Source organism: Streptomyces sp. NPDC048111 (assembly GCF_043202815.1).
In the GTDB taxonomy this organism is placed as follows: Bacteria; Actinomycetota; Actinomycetes; order Streptomycetales; family Streptomycetaceae; genus Streptomyces.
The window spans coordinates 22,995-39,185 of the sequence record NZ_JBIDBD010000013.1 but is presented as its reverse complement, the minus strand read 5'-3'; the positions used below and the strand labels follow the sequence as shown (position 1 = coordinate 39,185).

The window sequence follows — 16,191 nt, the reverse complement described above, 5'->3', positions numbered from 1 at the left end:
GGGCGGAAGCATGTGCTGACCTCAGAGGTGCGGGAGTGCGGGGAAGGTGGGAGGAGGAGGCGGGGAGGACGAGAGGGCACCGGACCGGACCGCGGCGACCTGCGCCGCGTAGGTGTCCAGCCCCTCGGCGCCGCTGCCGGGCAGACCGGTCAGGCGGGGGAGGAGGTCCCCGAAGGCGTTGACCTCGCCGACCGCGAAGCGGCGCCAGCCGATGGAGGGCAGCAGATCCACCCCGACGCACAGGGTGGCGGGGAAGCAGGCCGCGGCCTGTTCAGCGAGACCGAGGGCCCGCGCCCACCGGTCGCCGGCGAGCGCCCGTACGGCCGCGAGGTCTCCGCGCACACCCCCCAGGTGGAGATTGGTGAGGGGGGAACGGCTCGTACGGACCACGGCATGGGTGGCCCGGCCGGCCACGACCACCACGCGGAGGTCCGCCGACCTGCCGCCGAGCGAGGCCTTCGGAAGCCACCGTTCGATGTGCAGCCCGTCCGGCGCGAGGGTGTCCACGATCGTCGCGATCCGCGCCTCGTCGGTGTAGTGGCGGATCCGCAGGGAGTTGTGGAGGCTGCCGTCCGCCGTCCGCTCGACGCACGTGGTGGCGCGCACGCGGCCGGCGGCGCTGGTCTCGACGGCGAGCACGCCCGAGGCCGACGAGCCGTGGGCGAGCTTGACGAACGCCCGGCGCAGCCCGGCCTGTTCCATCAGACGCCGCACCTCGCGCCAGCCCTCCACCGGCCGCGGCTCGCCGCTGGTGGGGGAGGGCGGCACCGCCACCCCCGCGGCATCGAGCCGGGCGTGACACAGCCGTTTGTCGAAGAGCACGGCCAGATCGTCCGGGTCGTCGAGCCGGCGGCCACCGCGCAGCGAACGTACGGCGTCCAGGAAACCCGCGTACCAGCGGGCGGATCCCTCGACCCGGGTCGGTTCGCCGCCGCCGCGCAACTCGTGGTCGACGGCCGCGTTCTCGCCCGGTGAGTCCAGGCGGACCAGCTCGTCCGCCGCGAAGTCGGCTCCGCCGTCCCGCAGCACGTCGAGCCACTCCACGACGCGGACAGCGTCGTGACCCGCCCGTCGGGCCGCCGTGGTGAAGAGCTCCACCCGGCGGTTCTCGCCGTTGGCGACGACCGCCCACCTCACGGCTGCTCCCCGACCCTGCCCGTTGTCCACGGTCCGCCCCCGTCCTCGTCGTTCGTTGCCGCGCAGGGTCTCACTCGCCGACGGCGACGAAGCGCCAGACGGTGCCGTCCTCCTCCTCGTCGGACTCGGCGTCGCCCTCCCCCGCGTCGACCCGCACGCCCGCCGCCTCCAAGGTCTCCACCAGGCGGCTGCGCACGGCCGCGCCGAGGTAGTTGTGGTGGAGGTCGAGGCTCTTGAGGTGCGTCAGTGGCCGGCCCGCCAGCAGGGCGTTGGCGCCGTCGTCCGTCAGGACGCCCATGGAGATGTCGAGGTCCTCCAGACGGGCCACGACCGGAGCGGACGCCAGGGCCCGGCACACCTCGTCCTGGATCTCGCTGTTGCGCAGCCCCAGGCGGCGCAGGTTCGGCAGCCGCTCTCCCGCGAGGATGGGCGCCAGGTCGGAGACGGAGGCGTCACCGCCGTACTCGGACGTGCCGAGCCACAGGTCGAGGGAGACGAGCGCGGGCAGATCGCCGGCGGCGATACCGCGCACCACCGCGGCGGGCAGGCCACCGCTCTCGACGGTGAGCGCCCGCAGCCGTTCGTGCCGGACGGCGGGAAACACCAGCTCGTTGCCGCCGCGCACGCCGAACTCCTCCAGCTCGGGGAAGGCGTTGAGGAGCGGTGAGACATCACTCTGGACGATCCACGAGATCTCGCACTCCTCCATGACGATGTCGCCGAGGAACAGGCCGCGCAGCGAGGGGAGTTGGTCGCGCGCGGCCACCAAGGCCTCGATCACGGCATCCGGCGCCGTCTCGTACACATCGCTCCAGGCGCCGACGATCAGTGCCCGCACCCCTCGGGTGTCCACGGCCCGCAGGAAGCGGGCGAACGCCTCCGGCCACTGCTCCTCGCTGTCGTAGGAGTCCACGGCGATGCGCCAGGCCACGGATTCGGGGGCGGGAAGCGACGAAGCGGCGGCGGCCTCGTCCGCGTCGGGAAAGTCGAAGGCCGGCAGGCCGTGGAAATCGTCGAGGTGGCTGCCAATGGTCATGGGACCGCTCCTTCGTACTGCTGCCGGGGGACCGGCGCGCGGAATGGGCCGCGTCGTGGGGACCGGGCCAGGTAGAGGAGTTCTACCAAGCCCCTCTGACATCGCCCCTCCCAGGGGCACTTCCCTCAGACGCGGGCCAGTTCGAGGACCGCGATACCCGCCAGCACGGTGGCGCCGGCCGCCAGGCGTCGACGGCCGCAGGGCTCGCGGAACACCAGCGTGCCTATCAGCGCGGCGAAGACGATGCTCGTCTCCCGCAGAGCGGCGATGGTGGGCACATTGCCGTGGGCCTGTGCCCAGACCACGAGCCCGTAGGCGAGCAGGGACAGAACGCCCCCGGCCGGGCCCTGCCAACCCACGGTCCGCAGACGGCCGGTGAGCCGACGGCCGCGCAGCAGGCAGACCGGCACCAGGAAGGCCAGGCTCTGGGAGAGGAAGAGCCAGGCCACATAGCCGGCGACGGTGTCCGCCTTCCGCACGCCGCTGCCGTCCACGAGGGTGTACGAGGCGATCATGACGCCGGTCCCCAGGGCGGCGGCCAGCGCCGGAAGCTGGGCCCGGCCGGGCAGACCGTCCGCCAGGGCCAGACCGGCCAGGCCCACGGAGATCACCAGGACCCCCACCGCGTTCCGCGCGGGCAGGGCCTCGCCGAGCACGGTCGTCGAGGCCAGGGCCACGAGCAGGGGCGAGGTGCCGCGGGCGATCGGGTACATCTGGCCGAAGTCGCCCAGCCGATAGGCCTGCAACAGCAGGAGCTGGTAAGCGACTTGCAGTCCGGCCGACGTGGCGATGTACGGCCAGGCGGCGGCGCCGGGCAGCGGGACGAGACACACCATGACCGCCGCGCATCCGCCCGTTGCCGCGTTCATCAGCGTGAAGACCGCGAGCTTGTCCCCGGCGCCGTGCGCCAGCGCGTTCCACACCGCGTGGAGCAGCGCCGCGAACAGCACGACGAGGGGCACGGCGGCGGGCGGCGCCAGCAGCGACAGGGCCGAGGACATGATCACCTTCATCCGAGGAACGACGCAGGAACAGCCGCGAGGAACAGCCGTAGGGAACCCCTCCATGCCACACCTGGGGAACACCTCATGGAACGGAATTCCACGGTAGCATCACGTCATGGAATTCAATTCTGTCGCGGCCCGGAGTCTCGCGGCCCATGTCAGGGCGCACCTGCCGGAGCTGCGCGAGACCGAGGCGAGGGTCGCCCAGGTCGTGCTGGACAAGGGCGCGGAGCTGGTGCACCTGAGCGTCAGCGATGTGGCCGCGCTGGCCGGGACCGCCCCGTCGTCCGTCGTCCGCGCCTGCCAGCGGCTGGGCTTTCGCGGATATCAGGAACTGAAGATCGCGGCGGCTCGGCAGGAGTCACCCGTACGCCCTTCGCGTGACGCCGACCCGGCCGCCCGCGCCCTCGCCGACACCGTGCGCTCGGCCAGGGAGGCGCTGGACGGCCTGGCCTCCACGCTGTCCATCGACGCCCTGCGCACTGCCGCCGCGACGCTCGACACGGCCCCGCGCGTGCTGGTCGCGGGAGCCGGTCTGTCCGGTGCGGTCGCCCTGGACACCGCGTACCGCCTGCGCGCGCTCGGCTGCGTGGTCGACGCCCCGGCCGATCCGCTCACCGCCCAGCTGTCGGCGGGGCTCCTGCCGCCGCAGGGTGCCTGCCTGGCCATCAGCCACACGGGCGCCACCCGCAGCACGGTCGACGCGGCCCGCCGCGCCCGCGCCGCGGGAGCGAGCGTCATCGCCGTGACCAGCTACGCCCGTTCGCCCCTCAGCGAGGCCGGCGACTGCACCCTCGTCGCGGGCGGCCAGGACCTCATCTTCGGACTGGAAACGGTCGCGAGCCGCCTGGCCCACCTCGCCGTCGTCGACGCGCTGTGCCAGACCCTGCTGACGGTTCGTGGCCCCGAGGCGGAACGAGGGCTGGCGCTGTCCGCCGACGTGACGGCGGACCACACGTACTGACACGCCGTCAGCCCTGTCCGCGGGGTTGCGCGCGCCGTCCTCAGCGCGGCCCGCGCAGTCGGTGCCCCAGAGCCAGCACGGCGTGCTGCAGGGGCCGGCCGGGCTCGAACCACGTCCGCTCGCGACGGGTTCCGTCCGGCGACGTCCAGGTCGCGAGGGTGAAGGCGCCGCGCGTCCACACCACGCGTTCCGCGGAACCGAGCGTCACATCGACGTTGACCGCCACGGCCACGGCGGCGGCCGTGGTGGAGGGCGCGGGCCCGAGCAGTTCCAAACGGACCGGTTCGGCCAGCACCTGAACCCCCCGCACCGAGATGTCCGCGGCCAGCAGCCCGGCCATGTGCCGACGCACCGGCGCCTCCCACGCCCACGCACCGCCCGTCGCCAGGAGGGCCAGGCCCCCGCCTGCCTCGTTCCACGACTCCGTCACCACGACCCGCTCCTTCGAGGCCCGCCACCGGCCGTCCGGCCCACCCGGACATCACGCACCGAAGACACCGCTGCCTACGGGGTGTTCGCGCCCCCGGGGAGCGTGGACGGGTGCGGGACCGGGGGAGCATGCGTACGAGAGATGACCCGCCCGGGTCCGCGCACGCCGAACCCGCTCGACGCCGGACTCAACTCCGGCTCCCGTACCGGGACTTCGCGTCAGGCTCCTTGGCCCGGGCGCAGTGCCGACACGTCGAAGGTCGCTCCGCATATGTGCAGCCCGCGGGCCGGCAGGCGCACCGCCTCGGTGGAACCCGGCGGATACGTCTGCACCGAAGTGGCCGCCGTCCAGCACGGCTTGTCGGACACGCCTTCATTCACCGTGTGCAGACTGGCGTACGCGGCCTTGCCCGGCGCCAGGACGACGACCGGCAGGGCGCTCCCCTGCCGCTGGGCCGGGTTGCCGATCCGCGCGCCGGAGGCGTCGAGCAGGGAGACGCCAGGGAAGCCCTGCAAGGCGCAGGCCGTCGTGCCCTTGTTGGTGAACACCAGCGGGACGTAGAGGTTGCCCGCGCCGGGCGAGACCCGGCCGAGGGAAACGGCCAGCCGGTCGGCCGTGCAGCGAGAGGTCCCGGCCGGCGAGGAGGCGGACGACGTGACGGCCGGGGCGTGCGGCGAACCCGTGGCCGAGGGGGCGTCGCGCGAGGGCGTACTGGCACTCGGCGCCGCACCGGTCGCGCTCGGCGGGGTCGTGACGGCGGGCGGCGAGGAGGAGGGCTGGGCGTCGGTGCCGCTGCCGCCGCAGGCCGTGGCCGCGGCGAGCGTGGCGAGAACGGCGACCCCCAGTGACGGCAGGCCCCGCCGGGGACGACGTGCGGGAACGCGGTACCTGTCCATGAGACTCCTTCCGTACGGCCGCCCCCGGGCGGATGCCGAGGGGTGGGCGGGCGCGGGTCGCCCCGAGGGGAGGCGCGCTCCGGCCCTCGCGCTCACTCGTGGGTCGAGGCCGCCCCGGCGTGTCTATTACGGGGCGCGGGAAGCACCCCCTCATTCACTGTCCCTCCGAACGCGGAGAAAGAGCCACCGGCGGGACGGAGAAATCGCCACCGACGGGAGTCGGAGGCCTCCGGCGGGGCCGGGCCCGTGCGCATCAGTCACAGTGCTGCGGCTTCCCGGGCGCTCGCCGTTCAGTCATGGCCCCGGCGAAATGGCGGAGTTACGGACTTCCGATCGTCAACGTCCTGCTTCCTTCATTCATACGGTTGGAGCAACGTCATTGCAGGTCGCACGACCGGGCCGTCCGTCGGAGCGCGCCCAGGCGGGGCGGGTCGGGGCGCGGGCGGTGGCCGACGGGCCCCTGTTGCGATCGGCCGCCGCCGGGGATAGCGATGGACCTGTGCGGCTGTGTGCGCCCGAGCACCGGGCGAGCGGGCCGCCGGGCCGCCGGGCCGCCGGAAAGGGAGGACAGCGATGGTCGAGCCCAACCCCCGACCGGAGCCCGCCCCTCCGCCCGAGCCCGGCCTGCCCTCCGAGCCCCGACCGGGTGCGCCCGCCGAGCCCCCGCAGCCCCAGGCGGCGGACCGCTTGCGGGACATCCTGCTGACTCCCGGTTACCTGAAGCTGCTCGTCTTCTGCGCCCTCATCGGCATCCCGGTGTCACTCGCCGCCTTCTGGTTCCTGGTCGCCCTGCACGAACTGGAGCACTTCCTCTGGGCGGACCTGCCGCGCCACCTGGGGTGGAACGGTCCCGCGTGGTGGTGGCCACTGCCGCTCCTGCTCGTCTCCGGGCTGATTGTCGGGCCGGTCGTCGCGCGGCTGCCCGGCGCCGGCGGCCACGTCCCGGCCTCAGGACTGCACACCGGAGGCACGCTCCCCGTCACGCTGCCGGGTGTGCTCATCGCCGCGTTGGCGAGCCTGCCGTTCGGCGCCGTGCTCGGTCCCGAGGCGCCACTGATCGCCCTGGGCGGCGGTCTCGCCCTGCTGTTCCGCGACCTCGCCCGGGTCCCCGCCACACCCCAGAGCACAGCGCTGCTGGGTGCGGCAGGAGCCGCCGCCGCGATCGCGGTCATTTTCGGCAGCCCTCTGGTCGCCGCCGTCCTGCTCATCGAGATCGCGGGGGTGGGCGGCCCGCGGCTGTCCGCCGTCATGCTGCCCGCCCTGCTGTCCAGCGGGGTCGGGGCGCTGGTCTTCACCGGCTTCGGGCGCTGGACCGGACTCCAGACCGGCAGCCTCGGCCTCAAACTGCCCTCACCGGCGCCCCGCCTGGACGGGCCGGACGTGGGATGGGCGCTGCTCATGGCCGTGGCCATCGGCATCGCGATGCGCGCGGTCCTCAGCGCGGGACAGAAGGTGGGGGCCTACATCAGCGGGGCCGTGGTCGTCCGCACCGTTCTGTGCGCGCTCGGCGCCGCGGTCTGCGCCGCCCTCTACGCACTGCTCACCGGCCGCTCGCCCGCCGAGGTCGCCTCGTCCGGCCAGAGCACGATCAGCGCCCTGGCGTCCAGCCCCCACGCCTGGAGCATCGGCGCGCTGGTCGCCGTACTCGCCCTCAAGGGGACGGCCTACACCCTGTGCCTGGGCGGCCTGCGGGGCGGCCCCATCTTTCCGGCCCTGTTCCTGGGCGCCGCCGCCGGTGTCCTGCTCGCACCGCTGCCGGGCTTCGGCGTACTCCCCGCGATGGCGGCCGGCATGGCGGCGGCCACCGCGGCCACGCTGCGGCTGCCGGTGAGCAGTGTCGTCCTGGTCGCCCTGCTCCTGGGCAGTCCCGACCTGATGCCCCTGGTGATCATCGCGGGCGCGGTCGCCTTCATCACCGCCGAACTGCTGCCGGCGGTCTCCGTGGACGCGGGCGACGCGTCCCGGGCGTGAGGCCGCGCCGAGGCACGTCGGAATCGGCCCCGGGTTTCAGGGGTTCGTCCATGCGCTCGGCGCGTCGGCCAACTCGGATACGGCTACGGGTAGTTGAGCCGTGGCGACCTCGGCCAGGGACACGCCGTCCAGGATCTCGCGCACATGGGACCGCAGCGCGATCCACAGCGGGAGCAGCGACTCGGCGGGGCCGGTGTAGGACAGCTCCGGCGGGCGCACGCCGCGTACCGACACCAGCGGACCGTCCACGACGCGGATGACGTCGGCGATGCTGATCGACCCGGCGGGCTTGGCCAGCCGGTAGCCGCCGTTGCCGCCGCGCCGGCTGAGCACCAGGCCGCCCCGGCGCATGTCGTTGAGGATGCTTTCGAGGAACTTGTGCGGAATGTTCTGCGCGTCGGCGATCGCCTCGGCCTTCAGCGGCTCGGCATCCCGTGCCGCAGCGAGCTGCAGCGCGGCGCGCACCGCGTAGTCGGCCCTGGCTGAAATCCTCATGTGCGCAGTATTCCGTATGGCTTTCGGCGGCCTCGGCGTCGGCGTCCGCGGCCGAGAGGTGGCTGTTCGCGGCCGGTGGGCCGGCGTTCGAGGCCGGGGTTCGGCGGGCGGGTGCCCGGCCTCGGTCCCGGTCACGGCCGTCGGCTCACGGTCGGACGGGCAGGACGAACGGAGGGTGCGCGCCGTTGAGGAAGAAGTCCCCGACGTCGCGGAGCCGATGAGTGACGGGTTCGTAGAGGGTGTGGGCCCGCGCGTTGCGCCAGAAGCGGTCCAAGCCGAGCCGCGAGGACACGGAGCGGGCGCCGATGACGTCCAGGGCGCGGGTGGTGGACTCCTGGGCCGCCCGGGAGGCCGCGGCCTCGGCGACGGCCACGAGGACGGAGGCCTCCGCGTACTCGTCATAGGTGAGGTCCTCACCGCGGGCCAGCGCGCCCTGCACGGCGTTCAGGGCCTGGTCGGCGAGGGCCGCCGCCGAGCGGGCGAGAACGGTGAGTTCCCCGTACGTGGTGAGCACCTGCGGATCCTGCGGGGAGCCGATCGGCCAGTCCGGGCGCCAGGGGGAGTGGCCGGCCCTGCTGTAGTCGCGGGCTTCGGCGAGCACCCCTTCGGCCATGCCCAGCAGGAGCTGTACCGAGAGGAGCCGCCCGAGCGGCGCGGCCAGGGCGGCCCGGGGGGACAGGACGTCCTCGTCCGCGGACAGGGAGCCGAGCACTTCCTCGGCCGCGACCGGTACGGCGTCGAACTCCACGGTCCCGCCGGCCGCGAGGCGCTGTCCGAAGGTGCCGGCTTCACCGTCGATCCGTACGCCGAGCCGCGCGGGATCCACGACGACGGCAAGGGGTTCGCCCGTGTCGACGCGCTCGGCCCGCACGGCGAGGCGGTCGGCGACCAGGATCCCGGTGGCGTAGCTCTGGCGGCCGTCGAGCACAAGGCCGCCCGCCCTCCTCGTCAGCGTCAGCGGCGGTTCCTGGCGGCCGAGCCCACCGCCCCAGCACCAGCCCTCCGCGACGGTCCTCCGCGCGACCTCGGCGGCGCGGGCGGGTGCGGCGAACAGCCGCGCGCTCCACGACAGGAAGTAGTGACAGGCCAGCAGTTGACCGACCGCGCCGTCGGCCGCGGCCGTCTCGCGTACGACGGCGTAGGCCGTGGCCCAGTCCGCGCCGCCGCCCCCGAGCTCGTGCGGGACGAGGAGCGTCAGGAGCCCCGCCTCCCGCAGCCGGGACACCTCGTCGAACGGCGCCTTGCCCGCCCGCTCCCTGGCCGCCGCGTCCGTGGCCAGATCGTCCGCGGTCTCGCGGGCCACGCGCTGCCAGTGCGTACGACTGGGCCGGGTCCGCTCGGAGTCCGGAGCTGCGGGTACGCGAGCGGACGGCGCGGTGGCAACGCCCATGGTGGTGATCTCCTCAAGGTCGTTGACGGGGGCGGGTGTTGGGTTGGCTGCGCCGAATTGGTTCGGGGCGCGTGGGCCCGTGCGCGGCGCGGTGGTGAGTCGGTTTCCACAGCCCCCCGCAATTGATGGGTGCGCTGCGGCGACGAACCCAACTGCCGTACGTAGTAGCAGAGTTGGGGCGCCCGCCAGGGCGGCGGTGTGCCGTGGGAGCCGGGCCCTATGCGTGACAACAGAAGGCGCTGGCGACGCGACCGAAGTCGACATGCCGACGGCGCACGAGACGCTGCTGTGTGGGGGGCATGGGCCCATCCTGCGCACGGGCCGGACGACCCGTCAATGCTTTCCTAGTAAATCAGTGGGAAATGCGGCAGGGGAAATGAAGGCGCAGGTGGCGGGGGAGGGTTGCCGCCGCGGGTCGGGGTGCGCGGAGCACGCGCGGCGGGCGCGAGGAACGGTCCGGCATCCGGGCCGTGGTTGACGAGTGGCGCGATGTGCTGCTCAAGTAAGCGCATGAATGCCGAGCAGCGCCTGGTCACCCGTGACCACATCGACTTCGGTCGTGTGTGGTCGGCGGCGTGTTGCGTCTGACACGGTAGCGGGCCGCTTACCCGGCCTCCTCTCTCGGTGTCCCTTGTCGCGGGGCCCGCGTTCCTCACCGGCCCCGTAGGCGTGCACCGGTACGCGCTCGATCCGCGGACGGCGAACCCGGCGGGAGCCGAAGCGGTGTCGCGCCCCGGCCCGCCCGGCCCGAGGGTGCCGCGCCGTCCCGGAGCCCGCCGCCGGGCCCGATCCCTCACGAAGTGCTGTCCCGCGTCGAATTCCCTTGCTGTGAAGCGCAGTTGCCCCGCCAGGCCGTCCGCGCACTCGCATCCCGCGTCCCCGCACCCCGAACGCACACCTCACCCGCCCCGCCTCCCTCCCGAAGGATCCCCATGGCCACCGTCCTGTCCGTCTCCGGCAGTCCCTCCGCCACCTCGCGTACCGCCCGTCTGCTGCGCCACCTGGACGTGCGGCTCGCCGCGCAGGGGCACGAGGTGATCCCGCTGGACGTCCGTACCCTCCCGGCCGAGGCCCTGCTCGGCGCGGACTTCCGGCACCCCGCGATCGTCGCGGCGAGCGAACTGTTCGCCCGCGCCGACGGGGTCGTCATCGGCACCCCCGTCTACAAGGCCGCCTACTCCGGGCTGTTGAAGTCGCTGCTCGACCTGCTGCCGCAGTACGGCCTGGTCGGCAAGACGGTCCTGCCGCTGGCGACCGGCGGGAGCACCGCGCACGTCCTGGCCATCGACTACGCGCTGCGTCCGGTGCTCAGCTCCATGGGGGCCGCGCACATCGTCCAGGGGTGGTTCACGCTCGACAAGGACCTCGTGGTGGGCGCCGACGGCACGCTGACCATCGCGCCGGCCGCGGCCGAGGCCTTGGCGCAGGTGGTCGACCAGTTCTCCGACGCCGTCGGCAGCCGCACGGCCCTGCCGGCCGGGCAGGCCGCCTGACGGCGCGCCCAGCCGCCTGGCCGGCGGGCCCGTCCTCGCGGTCGCGCGTTGCTCAAGCCGTAGCGGCCAGGCCCTGGTCGGCGAGGGCGTCGTCGGCCAGGACGTATCCGGTCGTGGGCGTCGTGCGGATGAGCGGCCGGTACGTGACGCCGAGTTTGTCCCGCAGGCGGTCGATGTGGGCATCGACGGTGGCGAGGTCGCCCTGAGCGTTGCGCTGCCAGACCAGCTCCATGAGCCGGGAACGGGAGAAGCCCTTTCCCGGATGGGCGGCGAGATGGGCCAGGAGCTCGAACTCCATGCACGTGAGCCGGAGTTGGCGTCCGTCGACCCAGGCCCGGCGGCGGCCCGCGTCCACGACGAGGCGCCCGATCCGATGGCAGGGCGCCGTGGGGCGCTCGGCCGTGCGGGCCGGCGCGGTCGTCCGGAGCTCGGCACGCGTCCGACGCCGGTGCCTGCGCTCAGCGGCGTTCGCCGACGCGGTGCGCACGGCCGGCTGAAGATCGTGGGTGGTGCCGCCGGGGCGGCGGGCAGTGTTGGGGACGTGTACATGAGTCATGTTGTCACCTCCATAAGGTGTCGTTGGGTTGTCAGTCGGATGTGGTTGTTGCTGTGCGTGAGCGGCTGAAGCCGAAGATCCGGTCGACGCGCGCGGACGGCGCCGGGTGGCCGGGCTTCGTGCCGGAGGTGCGCCTCTGCGCGAGCGTTCGTCGTGACGCGGCTCAGGCCATTGTCGTGGCGCGGGCTCAGGCGCGGCTGGAGCCGCGGGCGCAAGCGGCTTGGGCGGGGTCAGGGCCCTGACGGATTGCAGGGAGTGCCGGAGCGGGGTGCCGGGGCGACGGTCCGCGAACGTCAGCGGGTGCCGCAAGAAGGCGAGCGGAAGCGCGGATGCGCGCGGAGTCGTTCGCGACTCGGACTGCTGTCCATGACCTCGCCTCCCTTCCTCGATTCCACGGCGTGCCCGCGTTCACCTGAACCCGGGCTCGCCTCCACGGTAAGGGGACCGGGCAGGCACCGGCCAGGGACCAAAGACCCTTGTTTGCGCGGCGGCGCAAATAGGGTGCGACTTCGATGCCGGGTTTCCGAGGCCCGCGAAGCCGGCGACGCGGCCGGGCCCGGTGCCCGGAGCCCGTTTCCCGTTTCCCGTTCGTGCGGGGCGACGGGAAACGGGCTTCGCCAGGGAACGCCCCGGGGATGGCCCCCTCAGCCCGGCGCCAGCCGCCGGTGGTGTCCGCCGCACCGCGGACACCTTCCTCGTCCATCGAAGGAGACGCCTTGTCCGTCACACGCAAGCTGATGCTCACGGCTGTGGCCCTGGCCGGCACCGTCGTCCTCGCCCAGCCGTCGTCGGCGCAGTCGGCTCCCGCCGCGCCGTCCGCACCCACGGCCTCCGTCAGCACCGCCCCCGCCCGTCCGGCCGCCGCCAGCTGGCACGCCTTCGCCTCGACGGGCTACTCGGGCCTGGACACCTACTTCTGGGGCAACCCGGGGGAGTGCAAGTACGTCGGCGACAACTGGAACGACAGGATCCGGTCCGCTCGCACCGAGGTGGCCACCCGCCGGGTGGAACTCTGGGACAACTACAACTGCACCGGCGGCGCGATCATCATCGACGGCTCCGGCTACAACAGCATCGGGGCGTGGGTCAGCGCCTACCGCGTGGTCAACTGAAGCTCCCTCCGGGCAGCGGTACCCCGGGCGCAGCCGCCGGCGCCCGGGTGGCGGGATCGGCGCGGGGTGACTCTCCTGGTGCGTAGCACCTTCGTCACGCAGCACGATTCGCGGGAGCGCCTCATGCGCAGAGCAGGCTCAGGAGTCACCCCGTTGACCCGGGCGGTCCATGTGCTGCGCGCTCTCGCCTCGGCGGCCCTGGTGACCGTCCTGTACTACGTGGCGCCGCTGGACTGGGGCTTCGGCGCGGGCACCGTGGCGGTCCTTGTGGGGGCACTGGTCGTATTCGCCGGGCTGCTCGTGTGGCAGCTCGCGTCCATCTCCCGTGCGCGCTATCCGTGGCTGCGCGCCATGGAGGCGCTGGCGGTCGCCGTGCCGCTCTTCCTGGTGCTGTTCTCGGCGGTCTATTACCTGTTGGCCCATGACGTTCCGGGATCGTTCTCGGAGCCGTTGTCGAGGACCGCTTCGCTGTACTTCACGATTTCGGTGTTCGTGACCGTCGGGTTCGGCGACATCGTGCCGACGAGCGAGGCGGCCCGGGCCCTGACCAGCGGGCAGATGATCGTCGACCTGATCGTCCTGGCCGTGCTCGGCAAAGCGGTGTTCGGCGCGGTGCAGGTGGGTCTGCGCCGGCGCGGCCGCCCGCAGGACGGCTCGGGCGCGGGTCCGCGGGACGGCTCCGGGGCGGGCTCGCGCGAGGGCTCCGGGGCGGGCCCGCAGGATGCCTGAACAGCGGCGCTCGTGGTCGGCGGGGAGGCGCCGTCGGCGGCCGGTCGGTGAACGGCGGCAGATGGGCTGAATGAGGGCATTCTCGCCTCCTGTGGTCTCCGCCGTCGTGCTGTGCCGGGCTCTCGTCCCAGCGCAGGGATTCTCCCGGGTCCGGCAGGCGGGCGTCGCATTTAAGGACACCTCCGCGCGATCAAGGGAGGGTCAAGGATTTTGGAGCTATCTACGAGAGCAGGGGGGCGTTCGGCGTGGCGCTGTGACGCCGCGCCCAGGAAAACCGTTTGACACGACACGGGGGCGCCTGCTGAGGCCGTCGATGGATCATTCCGCCGACGCGAACGCCGATTTCTGGACCGCTGCTTTTAGCCACTGAGAGCCCGGCCGAATGTTCGGTAGGTCGCTGAGTGAGGTGCTTCGGGATTCGTCTGCCTGCCACATCGTAGGCGATGCCCGATTTGGGGCTTGTCAAGAAAAGCGGCAATCAAGCCAGTTCGGGGATACTTGATGTGGGCCCTCTTGTTCGCCGTCGACTTGAGCGCCTACGGTGATCTCAATTCACCGATTCGGAAGGAGGGGATTTCAAATGGAGGCAACTGGAGCAGTCCAGGAAACCGAGCTCACCGAAGAAGTCGAGGAGCTTGAATTCGACCAGGAGACGCTGAGCGACTACCTGGCCATGACGCACCGCTGCTAATGGCGCCCGGCATATCCGGGCGCATGCGATGAGTCCGGATATGCCGGATCCCATTGTTCCGGACAGGGGAGGGGGTTCAGTGAGGTCGGAAATCATCTTCGCGCTTGATTCCATGCCGTTGAACGCCGACATTCACTGGCCTGCCGACTACGACGCACGATTCGTCGGGGAAGCCGTGCTCGGCACGCTGTGTGTCGAGGCCGACGGCGGGCCACCGGCCCCGGGGTCCGCCATTGCCGTGGAACGCGCCGACGGCGGTCGGCGCTGGCGCGTCACCCTGCGCCCGGGCGCCACGTGGTCCGACGGGCGGCGCCTGGCACCGCAGGACGCGCTCCGTTCGGCCCGCGCGATCCTGGAGCGGCCCCGCTCGGCGCCGGCCAGACTGCTCTACCCGCACGGGCCGAAGGACCCCGCGGTGGAGACGGGGCCGGACACACTGGAGTACCGCTTCGACCGGCCCGTCACTTACGCGCCCGCACTGTTCACCCTGCCGCAATTCGCGCCTTCGCCTCCGGCCGGCCCCACGCGCCCGGTTCTCGGGCCGTACGAGATCTCCGAGCGGACCGACGATGCGATCGTCATGGTCCTGCGTGACACGCTCGACAACGACGGGTCGCACCGACCGTCACGACTCGAATTCCGGGTGTACGAGACGACGGCACAGGCATTGCAGGCACTCGCCCGGGGCGACGTGGACGTCTCGCCGACCACCAGTTTCTCCGCGCACGACGTCGCGGCCCATCGCGGGCACCCCGGACACCAGAGCCGCGGAATCTCCCTCTTCGGGAGTCTCGAATTCGGCAAGCGGAGCGGTGAACTCGTCGCACGGCCCGATCTGCGCCGGGCGCTGGGCCGCGCGCTGGACCGGGAGGACGTCGCCCGACGTTGTCCCGGCCTGGTGATCCCCTTCCTGGACCAGACGGCTCCGTGGTGCCCGTCCGCCGGCCTGCCCCCGGTCCTGCCGCCGACGGCCCGGGAGATCGAAGCCGTCCGGCGCGAACTGGGCACCTCCATCGAGATCGGCCATGCCGACTTCGTTCCCAACGGCACCGTCGTAGGCGCGGTCTGCGACCAGCTCGCCGACGTCTTCGGCATCATGGCCGTGCCCCGGCCGCTGAGCTACCACGCCTACGTCCGCTCCGTGCTCAGCCGGGACCACGGCCTGCTCTACACCCTGACGGCCGCGGACTTCCCGCACCCGGCCGCCCTGCTGAGTCCCTGGCGCTCCGACGCCGCGGGCGCCCGCCGGGCCGGGTTCGCCGACACCGCGCTCGACCGGCTTCTCGACGCGGCATCGGAGGAGACCGACCCGGCCGCACAACAAACGCTCTGGAGCGAGAGCAACGCCCGGTGGGCCGACCTCATGCCCCGGATCCCGCTGATCCAGGTCCGCGCGCACTGCGTGCACAGCGGTCGAGTGAGCGGAGTGCGGCTCAACTCCACCGGGCTCATCGACTTCCGCCGCCTCGCGACGGATCCGGACGCCCCCACCGCAGACGGCCGATTCGAGGAGGCACGGGCATGAGCCGTACACCGGACACCTCTCAGGAGGCCCCGCCGAGGGAGGCCGCACTGAACGGCGCGGCCGGGTTCATCAACCCCGAGCATCTGACGGCCGACACGCTCGGGAGCCTGGGCGACTGGCTGACGCGGGCTCCCTCAAGGCCGTTCGTCCTGCGCGACTTCGTCGCCCCGCGGACGGCCCGGGCCATGGGCGCGGCCCTGCGTGCCCTGCCGGTCTGGACGCGCTGCGTCACCGCCTTCGCGAGCGACACGGAGACCGAGGACATACCCGAGTCCGAGTGGGCCGGCCACCCCCGGCGGGCCGCCTGCCACTACGTCGCGCGTGACCTTCCCGGTGTGCTCGCCGAGGGGGCCATGGAGAGCGCCCACCAGGCCGCCCTGCGCGGCTTTTTGGGCAAGGCGCTGCTCACCGACACCCTGCGCGACTGGATCGCGGCCGGCACGGGGATCTCCCTCAGCTCGAAGGAGACCAGCCTCGAACTCGCCTGCTACGGGCCCGGCGACCAGATCCGCCCGCACCAGGACCTCGTGCCGCGCCGGGTGTTCGCCGTCAACTTCTATCTCGACGAGGCCCATCGCCCCGACACCGGGGGCCGGCTCGTCTACCGCAACGAGGAGGACACCGAGTTCGCGGTCGAGCCCCTGTTCAACAGCTTCTCCATGATCCAGATCCGGCCCGACGCCTGGCACCGCGTGGAGCCGTACGGCGGAGCGGGGCGCGGCCGGTTCACCGTGAGCGTCGGCCTGCACCGGGCGGCCTGAC

General features: G+C 72.8%; 15 protein-coding genes. 7 read left to right on the top strand and 8 right to left on the bottom strand.

Translation table 11 applies throughout. The features are described 5' to 3' along the window. Positions 1-21 precede the first annotated feature (21 nt). The 3 genes from ACGF3I_RS21125 to ACGF3I_RS21115 all read right to left on the bottom strand — a co-directional run bounded on the left by ACGF3I_RS21125 (position 22) and on the right by ACGF3I_RS21115 (position 3,174). On the bottom strand, positions 22-1,137 hold the full coding sequence (locus tag ACGF3I_RS21125) for an STM4014 family protein (protein WP_393134206.1): 1,116 nt from the start codon (positions 1,135-1,137) through the stop codon (positions 22-24). A gap of 70 nt (positions 1,138-1,207) precedes the next feature. Continuing rightward, positions 1,208-2,173: an STM4015 family protein gene (locus tag ACGF3I_RS21120; protein WP_393134204.1), complete on the bottom strand. Its 966-nt coding sequence runs from the start codon at positions 2,171-2,173 to the stop codon at positions 1,208-1,210. Between the two features lie 125 nt (positions 2,174-2,298). Further along, positions 2,299-3,174, bottom strand: a complete 876-nt coding sequence (locus ACGF3I_RS21115; protein WP_393134202.1) for an EamA family transporter — start codon at positions 3,172-3,174, stop codon at positions 2,299-2,301. Between the two features lie 118 nt (positions 3,175-3,292). Here ACGF3I_RS21115 and ACGF3I_RS21110 point away from each other — a divergent pair, with 118 nt between their 5' ends. Then, entirely contained in the window at positions 3,293-4,141 is an 849-nt protein-coding gene (locus tag ACGF3I_RS21110; RefSeq protein ID WP_393134200.1) for a MurR/RpiR family transcriptional regulator, read from the top strand. Positions 4,142-4,181: 40 nt separating this feature from the next. Here ACGF3I_RS21110 and ACGF3I_RS21105 read toward each other — a convergent pair whose 3' ends face one another. Both ACGF3I_RS21105 and ACGF3I_RS21100 read right to left on the bottom strand, forming a co-directional pair. After that, positions 4,182-4,574, bottom strand: a complete 393-nt coding sequence (locus tag ACGF3I_RS21105; RefSeq protein WP_393134198.1) for a hypothetical protein — start codon at positions 4,572-4,574, stop codon at positions 4,182-4,184. A 215-nt stretch (positions 4,575-4,789) separates the two neighbouring features. Then, on the bottom strand, positions 4,790-5,467 hold the full coding sequence (locus ACGF3I_RS21100; RefSeq protein WP_393134196.1) for a DUF4232 domain-containing protein: 678 nt from the start codon (positions 5,465-5,467) through the stop codon (positions 4,790-4,792). A 573-nt stretch (positions 5,468-6,040) separates the two neighbouring features. Here ACGF3I_RS21100 and ACGF3I_RS21095 point away from each other — a divergent pair. Continuing rightward, complete coding sequence (locus tag ACGF3I_RS21095; protein ID WP_393134194.1) at positions 6,041-7,438, top strand: chloride channel protein; 1,398 nt, start codon at positions 6,041-6,043, stop codon at positions 7,436-7,438. A gap of 36 nt (positions 7,439-7,474) precedes the next feature. Here the strand turns inward: ACGF3I_RS21095 and ACGF3I_RS21090 are convergent, their stop codons facing one another. Both ACGF3I_RS21090 and ACGF3I_RS21085 read right to left on the bottom strand, forming a co-directional pair. Then, a complete protein-coding gene (locus ACGF3I_RS21090) occupies positions 7,475-7,933 on the bottom strand; it encodes an RrF2 family transcriptional regulator (RefSeq protein ID WP_393134192.1) in 459 nt (152 codons plus the stop codon). Positions 7,934-8,078: 145 nt separating this feature from the next. Then, positions 8,079-9,323 (bottom strand): acyl-CoA dehydrogenase family protein, encoded by a 1,245-nt coding sequence (locus ACGF3I_RS21085; RefSeq protein ID WP_393134190.1) that lies wholly within the window; start codon positions 9,321-9,323, stop codon positions 8,079-8,081. A gap of 932 nt (positions 9,324-10,255) precedes the next feature. Between ACGF3I_RS21085 and ssuE the strand changes: the two genes are divergently transcribed. Further along, positions 10,256-10,816, top strand: a complete 561-nt coding sequence (gene ssuE / locus ACGF3I_RS21080; RefSeq protein ID WP_393134188.1) for an NADPH-dependent FMN reductase — start codon at positions 10,256-10,258, stop codon at positions 10,814-10,816. A gap of 52 nt (positions 10,817-10,868) precedes the next feature. Here the strand turns inward: ssuE and ACGF3I_RS21075 are convergent, their stop codons facing one another. Then, entirely contained in the window at positions 10,869-11,372 is a 504-nt protein-coding gene (locus ACGF3I_RS21075; protein ID WP_393134186.1) for a winged helix-turn-helix domain-containing protein, read from the bottom strand. A 716-nt stretch (positions 11,373-12,088) separates the two neighbouring features. Between ACGF3I_RS21075 and ACGF3I_RS21070 the strand changes: the two genes are divergently transcribed. The 4 genes from ACGF3I_RS21070 to ACGF3I_RS21055 all read left to right on the top strand — a co-directional run bounded on the left by ACGF3I_RS21070 (position 12,089) and on the right by ACGF3I_RS21055 (position 16,190). After that, the gene (locus ACGF3I_RS21070) at positions 12,089-12,484 is read left to right on the top strand and encodes a hypothetical protein (RefSeq protein ID WP_393134184.1); all 396 of its coding nucleotides are present in this window, start codon (positions 12,089-12,091) and stop codon (positions 12,482-12,484) included. A 123-nt stretch (positions 12,485-12,607) separates the two neighbouring features. Beyond that, the gene (locus tag ACGF3I_RS21065) at positions 12,608-13,213 is read left to right on the top strand and encodes a potassium channel family protein (protein ID WP_393134182.1); all 606 of its coding nucleotides are present in this window, start codon (positions 12,608-12,610) and stop codon (positions 13,211-13,213) included. Between the two features lie 809 nt (positions 13,214-14,022). After that, positions 14,023-15,429 (top strand): ABC transporter substrate-binding protein, encoded by a 1,407-nt coding sequence (locus ACGF3I_RS21060; RefSeq protein WP_393134180.1) that lies wholly within the window; start codon positions 14,023-14,025, stop codon positions 15,427-15,429. Next, positions 15,426-16,190, top strand: coding sequence for a 2OG-Fe(II) oxygenase (locus tag ACGF3I_RS21055; RefSeq protein ID WP_393134178.1), 765 nt, complete (start codon positions 15,426-15,428; stop codon positions 16,188-16,190). Before ACGF3I_RS21060 ends, ACGF3I_RS21055 begins: the two co-directional genes overlap by 4 nt. The last annotated feature ends 1 nt before the right edge of the window (position 16,191 follow it).

Coding starts and splice junctions, on each gene's coding strand:
- ACGF3I_RS21120 (WP_393134204.1), bottom strand. CDS start 2,173: ATGACCATTGGCAGCCACCTCGACGATTTCCACGGCCTGCCGGCCTTC.
- ACGF3I_RS21115 (WP_393134202.1), bottom strand. CDS start 3,174: ATGTCCTCGGCCCTGTCGCTGCTGGCGCCGCCCGCCGCCGTGCCCCTC.
- ACGF3I_RS21110 (WP_393134200.1), top strand. CDS start 3,293: ATGGAATTCAATTCTGTCGCGGCCCGGAGTCTCGCGGCCCATGTCAGG.
- ACGF3I_RS21100 (WP_393134196.1), bottom strand. CDS start 5,467: ATGGACAGGTACCGCGTTCCCGCACGTCGTCCCCGGCGGGGCCTGCCG.
- ACGF3I_RS21095 (WP_393134194.1), top strand. CDS start 6,041: ATGGTCGAGCCCAACCCCCGACCGGAGCCCGCCCCTCCGCCCGAGCCC.
- ACGF3I_RS21090 (WP_393134192.1), bottom strand. CDS start 7,933: ATGAGGATTTCAGCCAGGGCCGACTACGCGGTGCGCGCCGCGCTGCAG.
- ACGF3I_RS21085 (WP_393134190.1), bottom strand. CDS start 9,323: ATGGGCGTTGCCACCGCGCCGTCCGCTCGCGTACCCGCAGCTCCGGAC.
- ssuE (WP_393134188.1), top strand. CDS start 10,256: ATGGCCACCGTCCTGTCCGTCTCCGGCAGTCCCTCCGCCACCTCGCGT.
- ACGF3I_RS21075 (WP_393134186.1), bottom strand. CDS start 11,372: ATGACTCATGTACACGTCCCCAACACTGCCCGCCGCCCCGGCGGCACC.
- ACGF3I_RS21065 (WP_393134182.1), top strand. CDS start 12,608: ATGCGCAGAGCAGGCTCAGGAGTCACCCCGTTGACCCGGGCGGTCCAT.
- ACGF3I_RS21055 (WP_393134178.1), top strand. CDS start 15,426: ATGAGCCGTACACCGGACACCTCTCAGGAGGCCCCGCCGAGGGAGGCC.